We start from the raw sequence: 21,789 nt of genomic DNA, 5'->3' as shown, positions 1-21,789 counted from the left end.
TGTTAAATAATATATACAAAAAAGGTAGATAAATTATTATCTACCTTTTTTGTATAACTTCTTGAAGGATTAGGGATTATCATCGTGGTGCTGATGAAGAAGGATAAGAGAATTTTATAATTTTTATGGTGTGATTATTAATTGTAGTATTCCTAAATATGGAATATATGTATAATGATAGAGAAGAACTAGAAATAGGGGTGAATACTATGATTACATTAGAGCAAAAGTTGGAGCAATATAAACATACATATGTACAGTTAAAGGGAGAACTAAAATGGAAAACGAGTGATTCTCGAACAGGAATGATGATTGCTGCTATGTATACAGGTAGTGATAAATTGTTTGATCTCGGACATTTTTTAGAAATTAGTAGTTATATTAAGAATCAGGTAGGGATGTTTTCATACTTAAAGTCTTATCATCGTTTTGTAGTGGCCGCAACATTAGATATTCACTTTACAGATTACAAGGAAGCTTTTCGGACGTTTTTAGATTTATATGAACAATTGGTCACTGGTGGCTTTAGCCGGAGTATATTTACTTATCTCGCAGCAGCTGTGCTTTTAACAGAAGAAAATGAACAGCATGGCACACATATTCAGCGTTCGATGCAAGTATATAAACGCATGAAAAAGGATCACCTCTTTCTTACAAGTACAAATGATTATCCACTCGCAGTTTTATTAGCAGGACAATCAGAGCATGTAGAAACACTTATGGACCGAGTGGAACGTCTTTATCAGAAACTAGCGACAGCTGGTTTGCGTAAAGGGAATGATCTTCAATTTTTGAGTCATATTCTTTCACTAAAGAAGGATGTCAGGGAAGAACTATTAGTTGCAAAATGTACAAATATATGGAATTTGTTAAAGCAAGAAAAGGTAAAAGTAAAACAGATGCATTACCCAGCTATCGGGCTACTAGCGTTACTCGAGGACGGAGAAAAAGAGATTCATTCTATTCGAGCATTTATTGAAAAATTGCAGGGGGATAAATTGTTCCGTTGGCATACAGATACAACTATTCTTATTGCTATTCAACTGTTCGTAAGTCAGAAAGGTGAGGAAAGTAAAGCTACTAACACAGGTTTACAAACAATGATAGAAGTCCTCATACAAGCACAACAGGCAGCCATGATGGCAACGATTGCCGCTTCATCTGTAGCAACATCTTCTGCTAGTAGCAGTTCATAATGTGTAATTGCTTATACTCTTGTAAATTATAACTCCCTTGATAAGGACGGTTTAAAAAATATTACTAAAAACAGTTAGCTCATCACTCTCTAATGAGTGATGGGCTAACTGTTTTTACATAATCAGCATTATCTTTTTGATTCCTTCAAATGTTTGAGCTGCGTGACAATCATAATGCTAATAACAACGAGTAAAAACCATGAACTAATTTTGCTTAAGTGAACGAGACTCCATGCTTCCCGTTGATTTGGATATTGCCATGCTCCGAAAAATGTTGCGATGTTCTCTGCAATCCAAATGAAAAATCCGATAAGGAAAAAGGAGAGAACGAGTGGCATTTTATATGTAACGCCTTGTAATGAAAATTGTACAAATGTGCAAGAGAAAACAATGAATAGTAGTAAAGTTAATATCCATCTAAAATCGTATGTAAAGTGGTGTGTGAAAAAATTGAAGTAAATCATAGCTCCTAACGGCACGGCAAAAATAGCTTTCGGCCAATGATGCATTTTTAAATGCAACCTTCTCCACGCTTGACATATGTAACTCGCGACACTCGCATACATAAAACCGCTGTATAGCGGAACTCCAAAAACCTTCGAATATGCCTCTTCGGGATAACTCCATGAACCGAAATGTACTTTATATATTTCTAGTAAAAGGCCGATGAGGTGGAAGATGGTAATTACTTTTAGTTCGTCTTTTGTTTCAAGACCCGTCTTGTACATAATCCACTGCATAAGAAGGCATACGATGAGTATGAAATCATAGCGGTATAACCCTGGGATTGAAACAATTTTTGAAAGGGCTAGTGTTAAGAAAATAATGACTGGGAATAAGCAAGATAATGCTTGTTCGTAAGTGAAATGTAGTAGTTGTTTTATATAGAACATTGTGTCACCTTCGATGTTTTTATTGGGAAAATCAAAATAATCAATAAGTATACTACAATTTTAAAAATAATCCAGTAGTCTATTTTGCATGTATTTGTAAGTTTTAGAAGGGAATTGTAATGAGTATTTTAATATTGTAGAAAAGTGAAAAAATAGTTTGCTATTTAAAAAAAGTGGGGATATAATATCTAAATGAAAATGATAATTATTATCGATAATAATTATAAATAAAAAATAATTACAAAAAACAACTGAATATAAAGGATGAAATGAAACATGTTACATAAGTCTACTGTACATGCTGGTAATAACCGCTGGATACATATTAAGTTCATATGTTTCATGAGCTTAACAATTTTATGTTTAATTGGATCTATATTTTTAGCCATTTCATTTGGTGCAAAGGATATTCATTTACAAACGGTGTGGACTGCGGTTTTGGATTACAATCCGAAATTAACGCAGCACCAAATTATTTATGAATTAAGGCTCCCGAGAGTAATTGGAGCAGCAGTTGTAGGGGCAGCTTTTGCGGTCGCTGGAGCGGTTATGCAAGGAGTAACACGAAATCCTTTAGCTGATGCAGGTGTACTTGGCATAAATGCCGGAGCGATGTTTGTAGTAGCACTTAGTTTTGCTTTTTTTCCGCATATGCCGTATTCCTATTTAATGATTGTTTCCTTTATTGGAGCAGTCTTAAGTACAGTACTTATTTTTGTTATTGGATCAGCAACATCAGGTGGGTTAACACCAATGAAGTTAACGATTGCTGGAGCTGTTATGGCAGCGCTTTTACATTCATTAAGTTCAGGTGTTGCGATTTATTATGATTTAAGCCAAGATTTAGCGTTTTGGTATGCTGGTGGTGTTGCAGGGGTTAAGTGGGAACACTTGAAATTTTTAGTCCCTATTATTCTTATAACGATTATTTTTGCAATAGTGTTAGGGAGATTTATTTCACTCATATCAATGGGGGATGATGTTGCTACAAATTTAGGAGTGAAAACGAACCGAACGAGAATACTAGGGATGATTATAGTAGTTATTCTAGCAGGTGTTTCTGTTTCAGCTGTTGGTTCTATTGGATTTGTAGGACTAGTTATCCCGCACATTGCTAGAAAATTAGTTGGTGTGAATTATAGACTCATTATTCCTATGTCAGCATTATTAGGAGCTATGTTATTAGTTGTAGCTGACCTAGGAGCTAGAACAGTAAATCCTCCTAAGGAACTTGCGATAGGGATTATGGTAGCTCTTGTTGGAGTTCCGTTCTTCCTCTATATAGCACGTAAAGTTGGGAGGGAGCTATAAGTGAAAGATCTTTTTAACACGGATAAAAAGAGAGCTATTACTGTAACTACAATATTCGGATGTGTAAGTATCGCTGTAATTTTAATTAGTCTAAATACAGGGACACTGAGTATAGAGCCACTTAAAGTAATTGAAACACTTTTTGGTTATGGTGATTTTGAGAGCGCAACCGTGCTATATGATTATCGTATGCCAAGAATAATAATCACAATGTTAGCTGGTATTGGCCTTGGAATTTCCGGTGCGATTTTGCAAGGATTATCCCGTAATGCACTTGCAGACCCTGGTATTCTTGGACTGCATTCAGGTGCATCTTTCGGGCTAATTATATTTGTTACATTCTTTCATTCTATTAATGAAAGTGCATCCATTTTAATACCGTTATTTACATTTGGCGGAGGAGTATTAGCTGCATTTCTTATTATTTTACTTGCGAGTGATCGGTCAAATGGTTTACTTCCCATTAGACTTATTCTCGTTGGTATTGCAGTTTCAGCTGGTTTTAGTGCAATTTCGTTATTTTTCTCTCTCAAGTTAAATGATGAGACGTATACATTCGCTTCTAGATGGCTAGTTGGTAACGTGTGGGGAAGGGATTGGATTCATGTCCTTGCATTATTACCTTGGATTTTCATACTAACCCCTTATGCGTGGCTAAAATCTAAAACGTTAAATGCATTGTCACTAGGTGATAGTGTAGCGGCAGGACTTGGTGTTTCTGTTCAAAAAGAACGGTTATTACTTTTAGCTACAGCGGTTGGATTATCTTGCGCAAGTGTATCGATGGCAGGAGGGATTGGTTTTATCGGTTTAGTTGCTCCGCATATCGCAAGGAAGTTAGTAGGTACTACATATCAACACTTTCTTCCTTTAGCTGGCATTATCGGAATGATTATTTTAGTGCTAGCAGATACGATAGGTCGTTCTATATTTGAGCCAAACTCTATTCCAGCTGGTGTAGTAGTGGCGGCATTAGGAGCACCGTATTTTCTTTATTTACTTACAAAAACAAAATAAATACTTCAAAGAGGAGAACATATGAAAAAGAAACTTACTATTTTATTTAGCATGATGTGTATTTTAGTATTAGCAGCATGTGGTCAAACGAAAGCTAATGAAGAGGCAACGAAAAAAACGGAAAAAAGTAATGATCCAAAAATCGCCTCTATGTCCATTCATTTAACAAATAATTTACTTGCATTAGGAATTACACCAGTAGGTTCTGTTATTGGTGGAGATTTAAAAGATTTCTTACCGCACGCAAAAGAGCAGTTGAAAGATACGAAGAAACTTGGTGTTGTAACAGATCCGAATATGGAAGCGTTACTTCAATTGAAGCCAATTGACATTTATGTGGATGAAAAATACGCGGGCAAAGATTTAGCGAAATACGAAAAAATTGCAAAAACACATTCTTTCAACTTAGATGAAGGCACGTGGAGAGATCAGTTACAACAAGTTGGTAAACTTGTAAACCGTGAGAAAGAAGCGGATAAATATATTCAAGATTACGAAGAGCAATCAAAACGAGTAAAAAGTTTAATAGATAAAGAATTAGGTAATAACGAAAAAGTAATGGCAATTCGTGTTACTGCAAAAGAATTACGAGTATTTAGTACGAAAAGACCGATGGGACCAATTTTATTCCAAGACTTAGGATTACAACCTGCAAATGGTGTAGAGAAAATTGATGGAAACCGTCCTTTCGAAGTCATTTCACAAGAAGTATTACCTGACTTTGATGCAGATGCTATTTTCGTTGTCGTTAACAGAGATGATAAAGCGAAAGCTGCATTTAAACAACTTCAAGAAACACCAATTTGGAAAGACTTAAAAGCTGTTAAAGGTAAGCACGTATACATTATTAATGACCAACCATGGCTTGACTATTCTGCTTTAGGTAACAAAATGGCAATGGATGAAGCGGAGAAAATGTTTACGAAATAATATAGTTTCGCTATTAGGAAAGGTCCTCTAAATTTGGAGGGCTTTTTATTATTGTTTGAATAAACGAAAAATTATACAATGAAGTTAATTTCGTGTAGAGGAGATGTGCCAATGTCAGCGCTTATTGTAAGTATCCCGTGTATAAAGCAGTTTATAGAATAAGGGGATAAATAGGCTAATAATTATCCCTGTTATTAAAAAAGGGGGAGTTTGAAATGACAATGAATCTTTTTCAAAATAAAACGATTAAATTATCAGCTATTAGAGAAGCAGATGCTGAAGTAATGGCTATGTGGCAAGAAGATAGTGAGTATTTAAGGAATGTAGATACAGATGTAGCATTCCCGCAATCGATACAAGAAATAGCAAGTGATGGGCTATTAAAGGGACGGAGATCGAATAGTGTTTCTTTCATGTTAAGGACAGTTCAAGATGATCGCTTAATTGGTTTTGTTGCAATTCATGGCATAGAGTGGAATAACAGAACGGGTTTATTAGCCATTGGTATAGGCGATGCAAATGATAGAGGAAAGGGATATGGAAGAGAAGCAATCCATCTTATCTTAAAATATGCTTTCTATGAATTGAATTTACACCGCGTCGGTCTGGATGTGATTTCTTATAATAAAGCAGCCATTGCGTTGTATAAAAAGATAGGTTTTCAGATGGAAGGGTGTATGAGAGAAGCGGTTCAAAGAGATGGGAAGTGTTTTGATCGTATCATTATGGGGATATTGCGGGATGAATGGATAGAGCTGCAAGGTTAGAAAGTACATTCGAAATTATATATGTAGTATGCAGGAGATATAATGATAATTGGCGAATTTTTACAATGTACTGATTGAACTTATAAGGAGTCATGAAAAATGAATTTAGAAAAAAGTAAACCAGTAAATGAAGAGGTCGCTGAATTAAAGGAATTAATTAAAGAATTACACGGAAGTGTACATCAACTTCAAAGTGAAGTGCAGCAATTAAGGCATGAAAGACCGGTTGTTGAAGTAAGAAAAGGTGTTCAATTATCACCAGCAATCGTTGGACAAATTGGTGGTATGATATTGGGTGGGTTAGCAATTATCGGTATATTTTGGTGATGAAAAAAGGTTTGCAGCACGATGCTGCAAACCTTTTGGATTTGACGATATAATTTCATGCAATATAACTTTTACATTAAATAACGTAAATATATATAAGCATGTGATAACAAGAGTGCAACAATAGTTAATGGTAAACCAATTTTTAAGAAGTCCATATAAGAGAAAGCATGTCCTTCACGTTTTGCAATACCAGCAACGACTACGTTTGCAGATGCTCCGATTAGCGTTCCATTTCCTCCTAAGCAAGCTCCAAGAGATAACGCCCACCATAGTACTTCGATTTGCGGAGAATCGACAGATAGTCCGAGTCCTGTAGCTAAGTCTTGAATAAGAGGAATCATCGTAGCGACAAATGGGATGTTGTCGATTGTCGCAGATGCGATGCCAGATACCCATAAAATAAGTATAGCTGCGAATCCGATGTCACCGTTTGTTACGCCGATTACTTCTTTTGCAAGTGAAGAGATAAGTCCGATATCAATTAACCCGCCAACGAGAACAAATAGTCCGGCGAAGAAGAAAATGGTTACCCATTCAACGTGGGCAAATACATCTTCAATATCATGTTCTTTCACGCCGATTAACATAAGAAGTGTAGCGCCTGTCATCGCGATAACAGCAGCGTCTACATGAATAATCGAATGAAGTACGAAGCCTAAAATAGTTAGTCCTAAAATCGAAATAGATTTTAAAAGGAGGCTTTGATCTTTAATGTAATCTTTTTCGTTTAATGCCATTAGTTTTTCGATTTGTTCAGGTGTTGTTTTTAGTTTGTTACGATACATGAAGTAAATAATGCCAAGTGTCACGATAGAAATAATAATTACGATTGGAGCTAAGTTAAGTAAAAAGGCGTTAAAGTCTAAATGCTTGTTTGCTGATCCAATCATAATATTAGGTGGATCACCGATTAATGTTGCTGTTCCGCCTATATTTGAAAACAGCACTTCTGAAATCAAATAAGGCACAGGATTTACTTTTAAAATACGTGTAATGGATAATGTAACAGGAACGATTAATAAAACAGTCGTTACATTGTCCAAAAATGCTGATCCGACAGCAGTTAATAGGGATAGTAATAATAAAATGCGAATCGGTTTTCCGCCAGCTGCTTTTGCCGCTTTAATGGCCACAAATTCAAAGACGCCTGATTGACTCGTAATATGTACGAGAATCATCATCCCAATTAAAAGGGTAATCGTTTCCCATTGAATATGTGATGTGAAAGCAGTATGTAAATCTACAACTCCAAAAATAATCATAATAGCAGCACCGAATAGTGCGATTACAGCACGATTCAATTTCTCAGAAATAATAAATCCGTACGTGATTAAAAATACGGCAATTGCAAAATAATATTGCCAATTTGCTACTTCATGTGCTGATTGTTCCAACCATGTCACCTTCTTTAAATTATGTATTCAATTGTCGAAATGTATCTCGCTGCAATAATGCGGGATAAAATATATTGTAGCAAATTCAAAAAAGAAAGAAAACTATTTAACAAAGTGAAGGAAAAAATGTATTTTTTACATATCATATAAAAAATATAAAAAACACAGTGCAAATTATTAGGAAAAGTGAGCGTTGTCCTCTAATATAGAGATAGCAATTTACATTATTTTTGCGTAAAATGGTTTAAAGAGGTGAATTCCGATGGAAATAGTAAAAGATAGTTCTCTTATTCAAAATGAAATTGAACGTTTTGTAAATAAAGATGTATATATTCATTTAGAAACGACAAACGGAGCGTATGCATCACACATAAATGAAAAGATGATGACAGTTGGTGCTTTCATTCGAAATGCAATTATCCGTTTTGAACGCGGGAAGATAACTGGAACAAATCCATACCGAGTTGGTCTAAAAATGGATCATGGTTGGGTATATGCTGAAGGTATTACGCACTGGGAAGTAGATGGTCAAGAGCGTTTATTACTAGCTGGACATGATAATTTAGGTCGTCTAGCAGTTGCACTTGAGTTAAGCTTAACACCATTTAAGTAAGAAGGAGGGAAACTTATGGAGAGACATGTACTTGTTGTATTTCCGCATCCAGATGATGAAGCATATGCTGCGGGAGGAACAATTCGCTTATTAACAGATCAAGGAGTACCTGTAACATATGCATGTGGTACTCTAGGACAAATGGGACGTAACATGGGTAAGAACGTATTCGCTAACCGTGAAACGATTCCAAATATCCGTAAGAAAGAATTGAAAGATGCTTGTGAAGCGATGGGCATTAAAGATTTAAGAATGCTTGGCTTCCATGATAAAACGTTAGAATTTGAAGATGTTGATTTCGTTGCTGACAAAATTGAAGCAATCATTCAAGAAGTAAATCCATCTCGAATTATTACATTTTATCCAGAGCACGGTGTACATCCAGATCATAATGCATTTGGCCGCGCTGTCGTTCGCGCTGTATCACGTATGCCAAAAGAAGAGCGCCCAGTTATCCATGCTGTTGCGATTACGAAAAATCGTGAAGCAGTATTAGGAGAACCGGATGTTGTAAATAACATTAGTGAAGTATTTGATCATAAATTAACTGCATTAGGTGCGCACCGTTCACAAACAGAAGCAATGCTTGAAGACACGCATGCAAAAATAAAAAACAAAGATGCAGCAACATTAAAATGGCTGCAACTTGAACAGTTTTGGACTTATAAATGGGAGTAGGCTAGAAGGATACCTTCTAGTTGCTCTTACATAGAAAAAGCGCCGTCACTTGTGATGGTGCTTTTTCTTGTTGAAGACTATATATTTCTTAGGGTGCTTCAAAAATTTTAAATTAACGTGCAGTATAGCCTCCATCAACAAGAAGTGTTGTACCGTTAACAAAACTAGCATCATCACTTGCTAAAAACAAGACAGCTTTAGCGACTTCTTCTGGTGTTCCAAGTCTGCCTTGTGGATGAAGTGAAGCTAAATATTCTTTTTGTTGAGGATTAACACTACCTAGTAAAGGGGTGTCAATATAACCAGGGCACACCGCATTAATACGTATTCCATATTTAGCGTAGGCAGTACATAAATTTTGAGTTAATAGTTTCACACCACCTTTTGCAGAGGAGTATGCTGTTGGGGTAGGTAATGAAACAAAACTATGAATCGAACCAGCGTTAACGATGACACCACCTGTACCTTGTTTAAGAAATTGTTCAATCGAATATTTATCAGAAAGGAATACCCCAGACAAATTAATATCAATAGTTCTTTTCCACTTTTCATAGGATAATTCGTTTGCCGGTGCATCATCAGCAACGCCGGCATTTGCATACATAATATCTAATTTACCGTATGTACTTACTGTCTCATGAATGAGCTGTTTAATATCTGCCTCATTTGTTACATCGGTTTTAATAAATAACGTATTGTATCCATGTGCATTCAATTCATCTGATAGTTCTTTTCCACGTTCAGAAAAATCAGCAATAACTACTTTTGCACCTTCTTTGATAAAAAGACGAACAGTAGATTCGCCAATTCCACTTGCACCACCAGTTATGATTGCTACTTTGTCTTTTAATTTCATATAAACCTCTCCATTCATCAATGAATTTAAGTCGAATTTTTAAATCAGGTTATATCATTATTAACCTTAAATAGTAAGTAGATAGAAGAAACAGTTTGCGTTTACTTAATTGGGAGAGTGCTATTTTTTTATTGTAATTTTTTATACAGTGATGGAAGAAAATATTAATTAGGTCAATTTTATCATCAGATTGAATATTCAGTAAAGTATTCTTGAATAGAGTGAGTGCTGAAGTTAAACTACTAATCTACATAGATAGAACGAGAGAGACTACATATAGTTGCTCTTTTTATTTTATTAATTAACAAATTTTCAAACTTGCTGATGATGTAGTGGACTTAAATAAGTCACTTGTTTTTAAATTGAATCAAAAATAAAAAACAGTAAAAATAAAACGCTTAATAATAATTATTTATTGAAAAACAATAAATAAAGTGATATTATCAAATTGAAAATTAGTAAGAGAGGTGCTTTTTATAAAATGTAAAACGAATGTTATGTATTAAAAAGAAATTGATATAAATTAGATAAATTATATATATTAATAGAGAAATAAGAAAAGGGAGTTAGAGCATGATTAATAAAACAGTAAAGAAAGTTATCTTGATTGCAGGTGGTTTGTATATTACATATTTAGTAGGTGTAGTTATTTTAGCGGAATCTATACCGTATCCTACATCTCAACAACTTAAAGAAGCCGAAAGAGTAGTTGAACGCTATGTAGGTGAAAATAATGGAGTAAAAATGATAAATACATCTAGCAGCTTCACGGCTGAGATGTTCAATCATACAATTCATATTGAAGGAAATTCAAAAGAAAATCCGGAACAATTATATCGAATGAATTTAGATCAAGTTTCTAATGAAAGTGAAAAAATAACCGAAAAATCGATAAATACAGTTTGTAAATCAAATGATGGAGGAAAGAATTTTACGTGTGCTGATACTGAATAGCTAAAAGTAGGATCCGTAGCAGCATAGTAACAGTTGATAACCATTACTCTAGTTAAATAGGAAAAAGCCTCGCAGGGGGGCGAGGCTTTAAACAGGGGATTAAAAATTATCGATTCATTAAGAATAACTTCTTTTGAATAAGCTAATTTTAGCATGATAACTCATCTATATGTGTTACGAATTTATGAACAAAAAATCAATGATAAAAATACAGAAAAGACAATAATTTATTTGGAATCTGTATCATTACATAAAGTTTGAGTGAAAAAGAAAGTATACTTTTGTATTGAGGAATAAAGATATAGTCTGCCTACGGAAATAGGCAGGCTATTTTTTTATAAAGAAAAGACAACTTGAGGTAGAGTCCGTGTTAAGAAATAAGATCGTTCAAAAGATAAAGATATTGTATTGAAACACGTCATTATTCGTGGAATAAGTTATATTTTTGATAAAAAATCTTTAAAAAGCATTATAATCCCTAGAAGAGATAAGACTTCAATTGAAAACCAAAATACACTTTTTTGAGGTTTTTTAAACTCCATTAGTATGGAGAAAAATAAAAAGATAGCAATGAGAAATATAATTAAGAGACGAAGTATATCAAACATAAATAGCACTCCTAATAGTTAATTTGTTTTACTATATAGTTATTTCCAATATTACAGAATGTAAGAAGCAACTTATCAATATTAAAGCAAAAAGTTCTCAGAAGCTATGAATTAAAAATAAAAATTTTTTTGAATCACTGAGCACAGGGGGATTATCTATTAATTAGCTTGGTGATTGAAAGAGTAATTTTTTAATCTCTTAAATGTCCGATTGGTTTAACTAAATAATCAGCGGGGAATGGACAAACCACCTACTGATTAGAATTTCACTTTATTTGTTTTCCTTTTTATCTAAATCCTTAGAATTGATATTTAGTAGTGATTTATAAGAAACATATATTTTGAATTATTTAATAGAATAATATATATTTATATTGATTTAGTGATTTTAGTTTGTTAAAAATGGGGAAATCGATATGAAAGTTAAATTTGCCGTAATAAAAGATGAGAATTTTGATTGTAGTATATTGGAAACAAAATTATTGAAAACTTTTAAAGAAGTAGATTGTGAAGCAGATATTGTAAAGGTTGAGGATGAAATTTTTGAAAACAATGATATACAAACGCATTTATCAGAAATAACCATTCATGTTACTGGAAAAAATATTGGATATAGATCCGTTTCAGCCAGTATATTTATTGTTCTAGAGAGTTTATCAATACAGCTATTTCGTATTCATATTAGTATACTTTAAGCAGTTCAAAAAGTGGATTCTTCAGAAAATCATACTGATTATATTGAGTTGTAAATATGAAAACAATAGAAATTATCGTAGGTGCTCCCGAATGTTGGATTGCACCTTGTTTGTTGTTAAATAAACAAGGGATTCCTTTTTAAATTTTAATCTATCTTAACGCTAATTTATAAATAGAAGAATGGAAACATGTGAGTAATTCAATTAGATTGTACAAATAATTTGGTACGCGGATATACGCAATGTATTCACAGGTAAGAGGGTTGTCTCATAATATATATAGATTTTTCTATTAAGATGAACAGAGGGTGTGAATATATGGAAGATGTTTACGCTAAAATTGACAGTCTCAAGGCGGAGCAAAAAGAAATGATGAGAGACATTCGAAATTTAGAAACGCGTACTACTATTAATGAGAAAGACATAGCAACAATCAATAAGCAATTAGAAAAAATAAGTACAAACACTACTTGGATTTTGCGAATTATTATTAGCGCGATAATAATGTCAGTTTTAGGATTGATATTAAAAGGGATGATTTAAAAGAAAGAGGGGAGCTCCCTCTTTCTTTTATGTAAATGAGAAACTATAAATTTTCCGTTTCCTTTTCGTCTGCATACTTATCCTCTAAGGAAATTAATAGAGGGATTGATATAGTTACAAGAATGATTAAAGTGGTGATAAAAGATTTAGAAAGAGAAAAAGAACCTTGAATTAAAGGTGATAAAAACTTGAATGAAAGTATACTTGTTATGAAGGAAATTACTAAAAAGCTCAAAAGAGATATATTTTTATTCTTTATAGATGTCTCTATAAAGTCTTTAACACAGGTTATTACGACAAATATAGTTAATATGATAAGAGAAACAAAATAATGTGTTAAATTCGTCATATTAATAGTAGGATCGTCTATTATGTAAGCAAGTAACTTAGATACTAATATTCCTCCAAACAATAAAATAATAAAAGAAAGTAATCCTTCCAATATATAAGTGCTGAAATTGTCTTTCTTGTTAAAGAGTTTATAGTTTAGAGTAGATTGGGTTATTTGAATTAGGAATAGGGTAATAATCCATACATAATATACAAATGGTAATTCTCCTGAGAATAGAGAAATTAGAAAGTTTACTACTGTCCTTAAAATTTCAATCATTACGAAAGTCCTCCTACTTGTTCAGCTTTATGACATTAGTAATATATGAGTATATCATTTTATAATTAGGTTTATAGATTCAAACTATTTCTAATTATTCCATAATAAGGTGGTTATATCAAGTAGTTATCTTCTATGGCGTGTATTAGTTGTTCACTAATATAAAAAGAACATTTGAACGTTAATACTAGAAAAATAAAAGTAATATGTAATATAATTGAAAAAGTATATTTAAAAATCGATGTTAATATTACCCTCCTATAAGTATTAACATACGTAATTGAGGTGTTTTCTTTGTTGTTTTATGACCGGATTTCTATAATGGCCCCTCCTGTTCCGTAGCTAAGGAAAGTCTTTTTATTTCTGGGATTTTCAAAGTTATAGGAGGGTATGAAAAATGAAAAAAGTCTCAGTACCATCACTTTTGTTAATGATTGTTCTTGTCGCATTTCCGCAAATTAGTGAAACGATTTACACACCGTCTTTACCTGATATTTCAAAGGCGTTACATGTAAGTAATAATGAGGTGCAGTTAACGCTTAGTGTGTATTTTGCTGGATTTGCTTTAGGTGTATTTTTTATTGGATGGCTATCAGATATAATTGGCCGTCGCCCAGCAATGTTATTTGGAATTGTAATATATGGCGCTGGGAGTTTCTTATGCTATATTGCAAATTCCATTGAATTTTTATTGGTAAGTCGTTTTATTCAAGCGTTTGGAGCAAGTGCAGGATCAGTTGTGACGCAAACGATTCTTCGTGAAAGTGTAGAAGGGCATAAGAGGCATGTTATGTTTGCTCAAATCTCGGCAGTCATTGCTTTTACACCAGCGATAGGACCGTTAATTGGTGGCTTTCTTGATCAAATGTTTGGATTTAAAATAGTATTTTTAAGTTTAGTAGTTATGAGTATCGGTATTTTTCTGTATACGTTTGTTTCTCTTCCTGAAACAAAAACGGGCTCAGTAACGAATAAAATAAATGTGTTTTCAGTCTTGAAGAGGCTAATTACAAATCCGAAAGTAGTAACATATGGGCTATTAATTGGAGGAGCAAATGGTGTTTTATTTAGCTATTATGCAGAAGCGCCGTTTATCTTTATTGAATACTTTCAATTATCGCCTAGTATGTATGGATTTCTAGGAATTGTTGTAGCGTCTGCTTCTATTGTTGGAGCGAAAGTTTCGAAACGTTTACTTGCTACTTATAAACCAGAGAAAATTATATATATCGGTTGTCTCGTAATGACAGGAGGAGCTATCCTTTTATCTGTTATTACGTTTGTTGGATCAAATCCAAACATAATATATATGATTGGATTTTTAGTAGCGATGTTTATATTGCTATTAGGAATTGGAGTAGCGTTGCCTAACTGTTTAAGTTTAGCATTAGTAGATTTTCAAGATGTTATTGGTACAGCAGGTGCATTGTTTAGCTTAGGGTACTATGTAATTGTAACGATGACAATTTGGGGAATGAGTCAACTGCATACGGGCTCGTTACTAGTGATGCCACTTTATTTTCTAGTTATTGTAGTTATAATGGCAGTGTTTACTAGGGTGTTTATCTTTGGTAAGCAAACTTTGAAATCGGTTTAAATATGAAATCGTAAAAGAGTCTCATTTTTAAATGAGGCTCTTTTATATTTTGGCTGGGGTAAAGAAGTTAGTAGTTTATTAATATATTAAATTTCTCATTGGTATATAAATCGAATGTGTGGGAAATTACGTTATCAACTATAAAGGTTGAAGTATTTGACATATGAAACCGAGGAAGAAATGCTCTCCTCTGTTATTTATATTGTAATAATATACATGTCGGAATCATATTGAATAGATGTATTTTATTGTTAATTTAGTTAAAAATTAACCAGACTTATGTATAATAATTTATTGAAAAAATAATTGAATTTTTCAGATTAATGAATTAATATAAGGTAAGTAATTTTAAGATTTATAGAATATTGGAAGATGAAAGGTTTTGAGAATTTTATTAGGAGCACAAAACGATTTTAGGATAGCTTTAAAGCTAGTGTAAAATGACGTTTGCTTCATCATTTTCAGGGCCGAAAGGAATTAGGGGAAAGCATCTTGTGTTAAAATGCGGTTATGAATCATCTAAGAGGGGGAAGTGAAGTGGCAAACAAAGAATTGAAAAGAGGTTTAGAAGCACGTCATATTCAAATGATTGCTTTAGGCGGAACGATTGGTGTTGGTTTGTTTATGGGGTCAGCCAGCACAATTAAATGGACAGGTCCGTCAGTAATGCTTGCTTATGCAATTGCAGGTATTTTCATCTTCTTCATCATGCGTGCCATGGGAGAAATGTTGTATATGGAGCCAAGTACAGGCTCATTTGCGACATTCGGTCATAAGTATATTCATCCACTAGCTGGTTATATGACAGCGTGGAGTAACTGGTTCCAGTGGGTTATCGTTGGGATGTCAGAAATTATCGCGGTTGGAGCGTATATGCAATATTGGTTCCCGGATTTACCAGCTTGGATACCAGGTATAATTGCAATGGTTATTCTTGGTGCAGCTAACTTAATTTCTGTTAAGTCATTTGGTGAATTTGAATTTTGGTTTGCGATGATTAAAATCGTTACGATTCTATTAATGATTATTGCAGGATTTGGCCTTATTTTCTTCGGAATTGGTAACGGCGGAGAAGCGATTGGCATATCTAATCTTTGGTCAAATGGCGGTTTCTTTACAGGTGGTTTTTCAGGATTCTTCTTTGCATTATCACTTGTAGTTGGAGCGTATCAAGGTGTGGAATTAATCGGTATTACTGCTGGTGAAGCGAAGGATCCGAAGAAGACACTTACAAGAGCGATTCAAAGTACAATTTGGCGTATTTTAATTTTCTACATCGGTGCTATTTTCGTTATTGTAACTGTGTATCCGTGGGATCAATTAAGTACAATTGGTAGCCCGTTCGTAGCAACTTTTGCGAAGGTTGGTATTACGGCTGCTGCGGGATTAATTAACTTTGTTGTTATCACAGCAGCAATGTCTGGTTGTAATAGTGGTATTTATAGTGCTGGTCGTATGCTGTATACGTTAGGTGTAAATGGACAAGCGCCGAAATATTTCACGAAACTTTCTGGAAATGGTGTACCTTTATTCGGAACAGTTGGCGTAATTATCGGTTTAGCGGTTGGTGTTGTTTTAAGTTACATCGCACCGAAAAACTTATTCGTATATGTATATAGTGCGAGTGTACTTCCTGGTATGGTACCATGGTTTGTTATTTTAATTAGTCAAATTAATTTTAGAAAAGAAAAGGGAGCAGAGATGAAAGATCATCCGTTCAAAATGCCGTTTGCTCCTGTTACAAACTATTTAACAATTGCCTTTTTAATTATGGTATTAATCGGAATGTGGTTTAACGATGATACGCGCATTTCATTAGTTGTAGGTATTATTTTCTTAGCTATCGTTACAATTAGTTTCTATGCTTTTGGAATAGGAAAGCGAGCTCCGTTAGACGTTCAAAATAATAAAGAGATTTCAAGTAAATAAAGAAAAGGCTGTTCATCTGGAACAGCCTTTTCATATTGTTGCTATTTGTCGATAAATCGATATAATTTGATTTGTGATAGATATATTTGAAAAATCGTTGATATATTGTACGTTATGATAGATATATTCGAAAAATCGTTAATATAATTTCACATACTATCTGTCACTATCATGATTAAAATTTCTCTAATACGATTTTCCCAATGGTGTGCCCGCTTTCAAGTAGTGCATGTGCTTTCTTTAAGTTTTCAGCGTTAATCGGTGTTAATGTTTCATTTAAGGTAGTCTTTAAAATGCCTTCATCTAGTAGTTCGCTTACTTTATTTAATAGTTCGTGCTGCGTAATCATATCGCCAGTTTCATACATCGATTTTGTAAACATAAACTCCCAAACGAGTGTAGCACTTTTACTTTTTAAAATACTCATTTCAAGAGGGTGTTCATTTTCTACGATAGAGCAAATTTTGCCTTGTGGTTTAATGAGGTCACATATTGCTTGCCAATGTTGATCTGTATTGTTTAAGCAGAAAATATAATCTACATCGCTGAATCCAAGGCTTTGTAATTGCTCTTTTAAAGGGGTATGATGGTCAATTGTATGGTCAGCTCCAAGCTTTTTAACCCAGTCTATCGTTTCGCCGCGGGAAGCAGTTGCGATTACATTTAGTCCAGCCCATTTTGCAAGTTGAATTGCGATTGAACCGACACCACCAGCTCCGCCGATAATTAAAATGTTTTTAAATGAATTCGTATCTTTTTTAGTATGATCAATGCCTAAACGCTCGAATAAACCTTCCCATGCTGTAATCGCTGTTAAAGGAATTGCGGCAGATTCAGCATCATTTAACGTTTTTGGTTTCTTACCGACAATTCTTTCATCAACTAAATGATATTCACTATATGTACCTTGTCTCGTAATGCTTCCAGCGTAAAATACTTCGTCGCCTTCTTTAAATAATGTACAACCTTCGCCGGTTTGTACAACAACACCACTAGCATCCCAGCCAAGTATTTTCGCTACATCTTCTTTTTTCTCTTTTGGAGATCGAACTTTTGTATCAACTGGATTAACGGAAATAGCGTTAATTTTTACGAGTATATCTCTTCCTGTGGCAACAGGTTTTTCAATTTCCAGATCCATTAAACTGTTTTCTTCTTCAATAGGTAAGTATTCATGTAAACCAATTGCTTTCATTTGTAATCCCTCCATTAAAGTAAGAATCCTTTATTTCTATATTATAGTTGGTGGAATACTGCTATGTAAAAAAATACCCTCTTTTTTATGCAAGCTGTACTGATAGTCTAGAAGGAGTTTATTTCTAAAAAGAAGAATTTTTTAATGTATTACTTTATCCAAAACTAAATGTAAAGGTGGATACATAATGACAGTAAAGAAACTTTATTTCATCCCAGCAGGTCGTTACATGTTGGACCATGCGTCTGTTAACAGTACGTTAACACCGGGGAAACTATTAAACTTGCCGGTTTGGTGTTATCTTTTGGAGACGGAAGAAGGTCCTATTTTAGTAGACACTGGTATGCCAGAAAGTGCAGTTAATAATGAAGGGCTTTTTAACGGTACATTTGTTGAGGGACAGATTTTACCGAAAATGACTGAAGAAGATAGAATTGTCAATATTTTAAAGCGTGTAGGGTATGATCCAGAAGACCTTCTATATATTATTAGTTCTCACTTACATTTTGATCATGCAGGAGGAAACGGTGCTTTTACAAATACACCGATTATTGTGCAGCGAACGGAATATGAGGCAGCACTTCATAGAGAAGAATATATGAAAGAATGTATATTACCGCATTTGAACTACAAAATTATTGAAGGGGATTATGAAGTGGTACCAGGTGTTCAATTATTGTATACGCCAGGTCATTCTCCAGGCCATCAGTCGTTATTCATTGAGACGGAGCAATCCGGTTCAGTTTTATTAACAATTGATGCATCGTACACCAAAGAGAATTTTGAAGATGAAGTGCCGTTCGCAGGATTTGATCCAGAATTAGCTTTATCTTCAATCAAACGTTTAAAAGAAGTTGTGACAAAAGAGAAACCGATTGTTTTCTTTGGTCATGATATAGAGCAGGAAAAGGGTTGTAGAGTGTTCCCTGAGTATATATAGTGCAAAAAGTCATGAGTTCGCGTGCTCATGACTTTTTCGTTTAAATAATTTTTTTAAATAAATTATAAACTTTTTTTGAACTATCTTCGTTTAACTGATAGTACGTAAGGTTTACATCATCAGGAGTATCTTGCTGAGCAATCATCACTTCGCTGCTGTGATGATCAACTACCCATATGAAATATTTTTTATAAGTTCCATCCTCGAAAGTAATCCACATATCACAATCTATTAAGTCTGATCCTTCTTCATCTAATGTTAATTTACCTTTTTTTGCGGTATTCATACTGTTAATAAACGTTTTTAATTCATCTGTTTTTGTGAGAAAGATATCCTGTTTTGTTTTAATTGATTCTACATGTATATCTTTTATTTCCTGTTTTCCTAAAAAAACAGGGGGCTCATTTGGATCTCGCGAGCTTGAAATAATAGTAGCTTTCTTTTTCGGTTTATTTGCAGTATAGAGATCTTGAATAGATTTTCCTGAGTTTATAAACCATGCAATTCCAGAAATAATTAATACGCTACCTAGCAATAAAATAATTTTTTTAATAGGATTTTCTCCTCTCTATTACTTCGTGTGAAGAGCTTTTCTATTAATATATGATAGGTAAGCGTAAAGTATTATAGTTGAACTTGGTTATGCTTCACAGTTTTTATCGGGCGATCTATGAGTAAATTGTAAGTGAGCCCAATTAATACGAAAATGCCACCGATAACTTTACCAATTGAGAGTTCATTTGTCAGGAAGAAATCAATAATAGTCCCCGCAAATAATTGTCCGATAAAGATGAGTAATGTTAAATAGAAGGCTGATATTTTAGGAGTAATATAGTTGGATAATGAAATAACGATAACTCCTACTAATCCGCCTAAGTATACGGCGATAGGAATAGATTGCAACTTATGAATAGGGATATACAATGAATCTGAACTGAAAATTAAAAATAACATAGAGAAAAATAATCCAGTAATATAATTGAAAAACGTGCCTTCCCAGTTTCCAATTTCCTTTGCTAAATTCGCGTTAATAATTCTAGCAACAACGATAGAAACACCAGCTAAAATAGCGATCGTAATATATAACATTTTCTTGCCCCCATTAATAAATTGTCATGATTATAATTCCAGAAGAGATGAAACATAATCCAATTAGTTTTTTCTTTTCAAACTTTGCAACTTTCATTCCTAATAAGCCGAAATGATCAATAACGATGGAAGCAATAGATTGACCGAGTAAACTTAATGCGATCGTAATAGAAGCACCAAGGACGGAGAAACTTATATTGTTAAAAAGAACAGTGAATACTCCAATCGCTCCAGCGCTATATAAAAAAAGTGGAATACTTTTATCGAAACGAATTTTATTTTTGTTTATGATTAAAATGAAGATAACTGCAATTAAACCGACAAGGTGAATGACCACGCTTGCTGTGTACTTGCCAATTAACTCAGATAAAATCCCATTCAATGGAAGCATAACGGCGATGAGCACACCAATAAAGACAGAAAGAAAGTTATACAATGTAATATCCCCTTTGTATTTCATATTTGTAATGACTGTATCATGCTGAAATTGTGTATTGTTATGACATATGTCATAGTGGAAGAAGAAAATTTTGATTACAATGGGGATGAGTTGTAAAGGTGGGGAACTATGAAGAAAGTATGTAATTCTATTAAATTAGCAGAGTATATGAAGAAAAATAATATTGATTCATTTTTTAGTCATGATATGAAGCCATATATGGAACTTATATTTTTTAAAAAGAATGAGTTTATTTGTAGAGAAAATGAAGAGATAGATTATTTATATTTCTTTGTTGAAGGAAAAGCGAAAGCGTTTAACACATTAAGTAACGGGAAATCCGTATTACTGTGTTTTTATGATAGTTTGCAGTTACTTGGAGATGTGGAGTTAATTCATTCCCAAAGGATTACTTCAAATGTACAAGTGATGGCAGATTCATATTGTGTTGGTTTACCATTAGGAAAAGTGAGAAATCAGCTATTTCATGATGCGAAATTTTTAAGATGTATTTGTGGATCGTTAGCACATAAGTTAAATCGACTTTCAAAAAATAGTACAATTAATTTATTGTATCCGCTTGAAAATAGACTTGCGAGTTACATGTTAGCAGCAGGGGAACGAGCAGTTCAGCATGAAAATAGAATTGTATTTAGTGGGAATTTAACGGAAATAGCGGAATTGTTAGGAACGAGCTATCGGCATTTGTTGCGAACATTAAATATTTTTTGTGATAAAGAGATAATAAAGAAGAACGATGGATGCTATGAAGTAGTAAACGTGGATGTTTTGAGAGAATTGGCAGCAGATGTTTATAAATAGGAGGAGAGTATAAATGATAACACCTATATTTAGAATTTTTGATATTGAAAAAGCAAAACTATTTTACTTAGGTTTTTTAGGATTTAAACTGGATTGGGAACATCGGTATGAGGAAAATATGCCATTATATTTGCAAATTTCGTTACAGGATGCTGTGATACATTTATCAGAACATCATGGTGATGCCTCACCAGGTGGTGCGATTCGGATCAAAATAGATGATGTAAAGGATTATCATTCTGTATTATTAAGTAAAGAATATGCTTATTCGAAGCCGAATATAGAAAAAACACCTTGGGGTACAATTGAATTAACTGTAATTGATCCGTTTTCAAATAGAATTACACTGTACGAGGAAAAATTGTAGAAATGGAATGAAGAGT

24 protein-coding genes are annotated in these 21,789 nt (G+C 33.7%); 16 read left to right on the top strand and 8 right to left on the bottom strand.

Annotation, left to right across the window (positions count from 1 at the left end; all coding sequences use genetic code 11):
• Positions 1-158: 158 nt before the first annotated feature.
• Positions 159-1,196, top strand: coding sequence for a DUF4003 domain-containing protein (locus BUA87_RS08855; protein ID WP_072939215.1), 1,038 nt, complete (start codon positions 159-161; stop codon positions 1,194-1,196).
• A gap of 128 nt (positions 1,197-1,324) precedes the next feature.
• On the opposite strand, the gene BUA87_RS08850 is transcribed toward BUA87_RS08855, so the two are convergent.
• Entirely contained in the window at positions 1,325-2,089 is a 765-nt protein-coding gene (locus tag BUA87_RS08850; protein ID WP_000499376.1) for a DUF817 domain-containing protein, read from the bottom strand.
• A gap of 276 nt (positions 2,090-2,365) precedes the next feature.
• Here BUA87_RS08850 and BUA87_RS08845 point away from each other — a divergent pair, with 276 nt between their 5' ends.
• From BUA87_RS08845 to BUA87_RS08825, 5 genes are all read left to right on the top strand, one after another.
• Positions 2,366-3,400, top strand: a complete 1,035-nt coding sequence (locus BUA87_RS08845) for a FecCD family ABC transporter permease (protein ID WP_072939212.1) — start codon at positions 2,366-2,368, stop codon at positions 3,398-3,400.
• A complete protein-coding gene (locus tag BUA87_RS08840) occupies positions 3,401-4,417 on the top strand; it encodes a FecCD family ABC transporter permease (protein ID WP_000653826.1) in 1,017 nt (338 codons plus the stop codon). It abuts the gene before it with no gap.
• 21 nt (positions 4,418-4,438) lie between these two features.
• Complete coding sequence (locus tag BUA87_RS08835) at positions 4,439-5,347, top strand: iron-hydroxamate ABC transporter substrate-binding protein (RefSeq protein WP_072939209.1); 909 nt, start codon at positions 4,439-4,441, stop codon at positions 5,345-5,347.
• Between the two features lie 215 nt (positions 5,348-5,562).
• Entirely contained in the window at positions 5,563-6,114 is a 552-nt protein-coding gene (locus BUA87_RS08830; protein WP_000178471.1) for a GNAT family N-acetyltransferase, read from the top strand.
• A 99-nt stretch (positions 6,115-6,213) separates the two neighbouring features.
• Positions 6,214-6,441 carry a coiled-coil domain-containing protein gene (locus BUA87_RS08825; protein ID WP_001047523.1) on the top strand — a complete coding sequence of 76 codons (228 nt, stop codon included), beginning with the start codon at positions 6,214-6,216 and terminating at the stop codon, positions 6,439-6,441.
• 71 nt (positions 6,442-6,512) lie between these two features.
• On the opposite strand, the gene BUA87_RS08820 is transcribed toward BUA87_RS08825, so the two are convergent.
• Positions 6,513-7,838 carry an ArsB/NhaD family transporter gene (locus BUA87_RS08820; RefSeq protein WP_000437988.1) on the bottom strand — a complete coding sequence of 442 codons (1,326 nt, stop codon included), beginning with the start codon at positions 7,836-7,838 and terminating at the stop codon, positions 6,513-6,515.
• 262 nt (positions 7,839-8,100) lie between these two features.
• On the opposite strand from BUA87_RS08820, the gene BUA87_RS08815 reads away from it, so the two are divergent.
• Positions 8,101-8,451 carry a YojF family protein gene (locus BUA87_RS08815; RefSeq protein WP_000407046.1) on the top strand — a complete coding sequence of 117 codons (351 nt, stop codon included), beginning with the start codon at positions 8,101-8,103 and terminating at the stop codon, positions 8,449-8,451.
• A 15-nt stretch (positions 8,452-8,466) separates the two neighbouring features.
• Positions 8,467-9,129: a bacillithiol biosynthesis deacetylase BshB2 gene (gene bshB2, locus BUA87_RS08810; RefSeq protein ID WP_000439489.1), complete on the top strand. Its 663-nt coding sequence runs from the start codon at positions 8,467-8,469 to the stop codon at positions 9,127-9,129.
• Positions 9,130-9,241: 112 nt separating this feature from the next.
• Here the strand turns inward: bshB2 and BUA87_RS08805 are convergent, their stop codons facing one another.
• Positions 9,242-9,985 (bottom strand): SDR family NAD(P)-dependent oxidoreductase, encoded by a 744-nt coding sequence (locus BUA87_RS08805; protein ID WP_000768026.1) that lies wholly within the window; start codon positions 9,983-9,985, stop codon positions 9,242-9,244.
• Between the two features lie 573 nt (positions 9,986-10,558).
• Between BUA87_RS08805 and BUA87_RS08800 the strand changes: the two genes are divergently transcribed.
• From BUA87_RS08800 to BUA87_RS08785, 3 genes are all read left to right on the top strand, one after another.
• Positions 10,559-10,939, top strand: a complete 381-nt coding sequence (locus tag BUA87_RS08800; RefSeq protein ID WP_000608950.1) for a hypothetical protein — start codon at positions 10,559-10,561, stop codon at positions 10,937-10,939.
• Positions 10,940-11,963: 1,024 nt separating this feature from the next.
• On the top strand, positions 11,964-12,242 hold the full coding sequence (locus tag BUA87_RS08790) for a hypothetical protein (protein WP_000865000.1): 279 nt from the start codon (positions 11,964-11,966) through the stop codon (positions 12,240-12,242).
• 318 nt (positions 12,243-12,560) lie between these two features.
• Positions 12,561-12,785: a hemolysin XhlA family protein gene (locus BUA87_RS08785; protein ID WP_000390469.1), complete on the top strand. Its 225-nt coding sequence runs from the start codon at positions 12,561-12,563 to the stop codon at positions 12,783-12,785.
• Positions 12,786-12,828: 43 nt separating this feature from the next.
• On the opposite strand, the gene BUA87_RS08780 is transcribed toward BUA87_RS08785, so the two are convergent.
• Positions 12,829-13,395, bottom strand: coding sequence for a DUF5823 family protein (locus BUA87_RS08780; RefSeq protein ID WP_000570042.1), 567 nt, complete (start codon positions 13,393-13,395; stop codon positions 12,829-12,831).
• A gap of 397 nt (positions 13,396-13,792) precedes the next feature.
• Here BUA87_RS08780 and BUA87_RS08775 point away from each other — a divergent pair, with 397 nt between their 5' ends.
• Together BUA87_RS08775 and BUA87_RS08770 are read left to right on the top strand one after the other, a co-directional pair.
• The gene (locus BUA87_RS08775; RefSeq protein ID WP_000758007.1) at positions 13,793-14,992 is read left to right on the top strand and encodes a multidrug effflux MFS transporter; all 1,200 of its coding nucleotides are present in this window, start codon (positions 13,793-13,795) and stop codon (positions 14,990-14,992) included.
• Between the two features lie 537 nt (positions 14,993-15,529).
• Positions 15,530-16,921, top strand: coding sequence for an amino acid permease (locus BUA87_RS08770; RefSeq protein WP_001284404.1), 1,392 nt, complete (start codon positions 15,530-15,532; stop codon positions 16,919-16,921).
• Between the two features lie 175 nt (positions 16,922-17,096).
• Here BUA87_RS08770 and BUA87_RS08765 read toward each other — a convergent pair whose 3' ends face one another.
• A complete protein-coding gene (locus tag BUA87_RS08765; protein WP_072939202.1) occupies positions 17,097-18,116 on the bottom strand; it encodes a zinc-binding alcohol dehydrogenase family protein in 1,020 nt (339 codons plus the stop codon).
• A gap of 187 nt (positions 18,117-18,303) precedes the next feature.
• Here BUA87_RS08765 and aiiA point away from each other — a divergent pair, with 187 nt between their 5' ends.
• Positions 18,304-19,056: a quorum-quenching N-acyl homoserine lactonase AiiA gene (aiiA, locus tag BUA87_RS08760; protein ID WP_072939198.1), complete on the top strand. Its 753-nt coding sequence runs from the start codon at positions 18,304-18,306 to the stop codon at positions 19,054-19,056.
• Positions 19,057-19,096: 40 nt separating this feature from the next.
• Here aiiA and BUA87_RS08755 read toward each other — a convergent pair whose 3' ends face one another.
• From BUA87_RS08755 to BUA87_RS08745, 3 genes are all read right to left on the bottom strand, one after another.
• Positions 19,097-19,591 (bottom strand): hypothetical protein, encoded by a 495-nt coding sequence (locus BUA87_RS08755; RefSeq protein WP_000901701.1) that lies wholly within the window; start codon positions 19,589-19,591, stop codon positions 19,097-19,099.
• An 89-nt stretch (positions 19,592-19,680) separates the two neighbouring features.
• A complete protein-coding gene (locus BUA87_RS08750) occupies positions 19,681-20,145 on the bottom strand; it encodes a DMT family transporter (protein ID WP_000965811.1) in 465 nt (154 codons plus the stop codon).
• A gap of 13 nt (positions 20,146-20,158) precedes the next feature.
• Entirely contained in the window at positions 20,159-20,605 is a 447-nt protein-coding gene (locus tag BUA87_RS08745) for a DMT family transporter (protein ID WP_002039063.1), read from the bottom strand.
• A gap of 108 nt (positions 20,606-20,713) precedes the next feature.
• Between BUA87_RS08745 and yeiL the strand changes: the two genes are divergently transcribed.
• Together yeiL and BUA87_RS08735 are read left to right on the top strand one after the other, a co-directional pair.
• Positions 20,714-21,406: a transcriptional regulator YeiL gene (gene yeiL / locus BUA87_RS08740; RefSeq protein WP_000754830.1), complete on the top strand. Its 693-nt coding sequence runs from the start codon at positions 20,714-20,716 to the stop codon at positions 21,404-21,406.
• A gap of 13 nt (positions 21,407-21,419) precedes the next feature.
• Complete coding sequence (locus BUA87_RS08735) at positions 21,420-21,773, top strand: glyoxalase superfamily protein (protein ID WP_000632403.1); 354 nt, start codon at positions 21,420-21,422, stop codon at positions 21,771-21,773.
• Positions 21,774-21,789 lie beyond the last annotated feature (16 nt).

This window comes from Bacillus sp. bc15 (assembly GCF_900142585.1).
GTDB lineage: Bacteria > Bacillota > Bacilli > Bacillales > Bacillaceae_G > Bacillus_A > Bacillus_A cereus.
This window is presented reverse-complemented; position numbering and strand designations above follow the sequence as displayed.

Excerpts from the sequence above, each read along its gene's own strand:
- BUA87_RS08855 (WP_072939215.1), top strand. The coding sequence starts at position 159 with ATGGAATATATGTATAATGATAGAGAAGAACTAGAAATAGGGGTGAAT.
- BUA87_RS08850 (WP_000499376.1), bottom strand. The coding sequence starts at position 2,089 with ATGTTCTATATAAAACAACTACTACATTTCACTTACGAACAAGCATTA.
- BUA87_RS08845 (WP_072939212.1), top strand. The coding sequence starts at position 2,366 with ATGTTACATAAGTCTACTGTACATGCTGGTAATAACCGCTGGATACAT.
- BUA87_RS08835 (WP_072939209.1), top strand. The coding sequence starts at position 4,439 with ATGAAAAAGAAACTTACTATTTTATTTAGCATGATGTGTATTTTAGTA.
- BUA87_RS08830 (WP_000178471.1), top strand. The coding sequence starts at position 5,563 with ATGACAATGAATCTTTTTCAAAATAAAACGATTAAATTATCAGCTATT.
- BUA87_RS08825 (WP_001047523.1), top strand. The coding sequence starts at position 6,214 with ATGAATTTAGAAAAAAGTAAACCAGTAAATGAAGAGGTCGCTGAATTA.
- BUA87_RS08815 (WP_000407046.1), top strand. The coding sequence starts at position 8,101 with ATGGAAATAGTAAAAGATAGTTCTCTTATTCAAAATGAAATTGAACGT.
- bshB2 (WP_000439489.1), top strand. The coding sequence starts at position 8,467 with ATGGAGAGACATGTACTTGTTGTATTTCCGCATCCAGATGATGAAGCA.
- BUA87_RS08805 (WP_000768026.1), bottom strand. The coding sequence starts at position 9,985 with ATGAAATTAAAAGACAAAGTAGCAATCATAACTGGTGGTGCAAGTGGA.
- BUA87_RS08800 (WP_000608950.1), top strand. The coding sequence starts at position 10,559 with ATGATTAATAAAACAGTAAAGAAAGTTATCTTGATTGCAGGTGGTTTG.
- BUA87_RS08790 (WP_000865000.1), top strand. The coding sequence starts at position 11,964 with ATGAAAGTTAAATTTGCCGTAATAAAAGATGAGAATTTTGATTGTAGT.
- BUA87_RS08785 (WP_000390469.1), top strand. The coding sequence starts at position 12,561 with ATGGAAGATGTTTACGCTAAAATTGACAGTCTCAAGGCGGAGCAAAAA.
- BUA87_RS08780 (WP_000570042.1), bottom strand. The coding sequence starts at position 13,395 with ATGATTGAAATTTTAAGGACAGTAGTAAACTTTCTAATTTCTCTATTC.
- BUA87_RS08775 (WP_000758007.1), top strand. The coding sequence starts at position 13,793 with ATGAAAAAAGTCTCAGTACCATCACTTTTGTTAATGATTGTTCTTGTC.
- BUA87_RS08765 (WP_072939202.1), bottom strand. The coding sequence starts at position 18,116 with ATGAAAGCAATTGGTTTACATGAATACTTACCTATTGAAGAAGAAAAC.
- aiiA (WP_072939198.1), top strand. The coding sequence starts at position 18,304 with ATGACAGTAAAGAAACTTTATTTCATCCCAGCAGGTCGTTACATGTTG.
- BUA87_RS08750 (WP_000965811.1), bottom strand. The coding sequence starts at position 20,145 with ATGTTATATATTACGATCGCTATTTTAGCTGGTGTTTCTATCGTTGTT.
- BUA87_RS08745 (WP_002039063.1), bottom strand. The coding sequence starts at position 20,605 with ATGAAATACAAAGGGGATATTACATTGTATAACTTTCTTTCTGTCTTT.
- yeiL (WP_000754830.1), top strand. The coding sequence starts at position 20,714 with ATGAAGAAAGTATGTAATTCTATTAAATTAGCAGAGTATATGAAGAAA.
- BUA87_RS08735 (WP_000632403.1), top strand. The coding sequence starts at position 21,420 with ATGATAACACCTATATTTAGAATTTTTGATATTGAAAAAGCAAAACTA.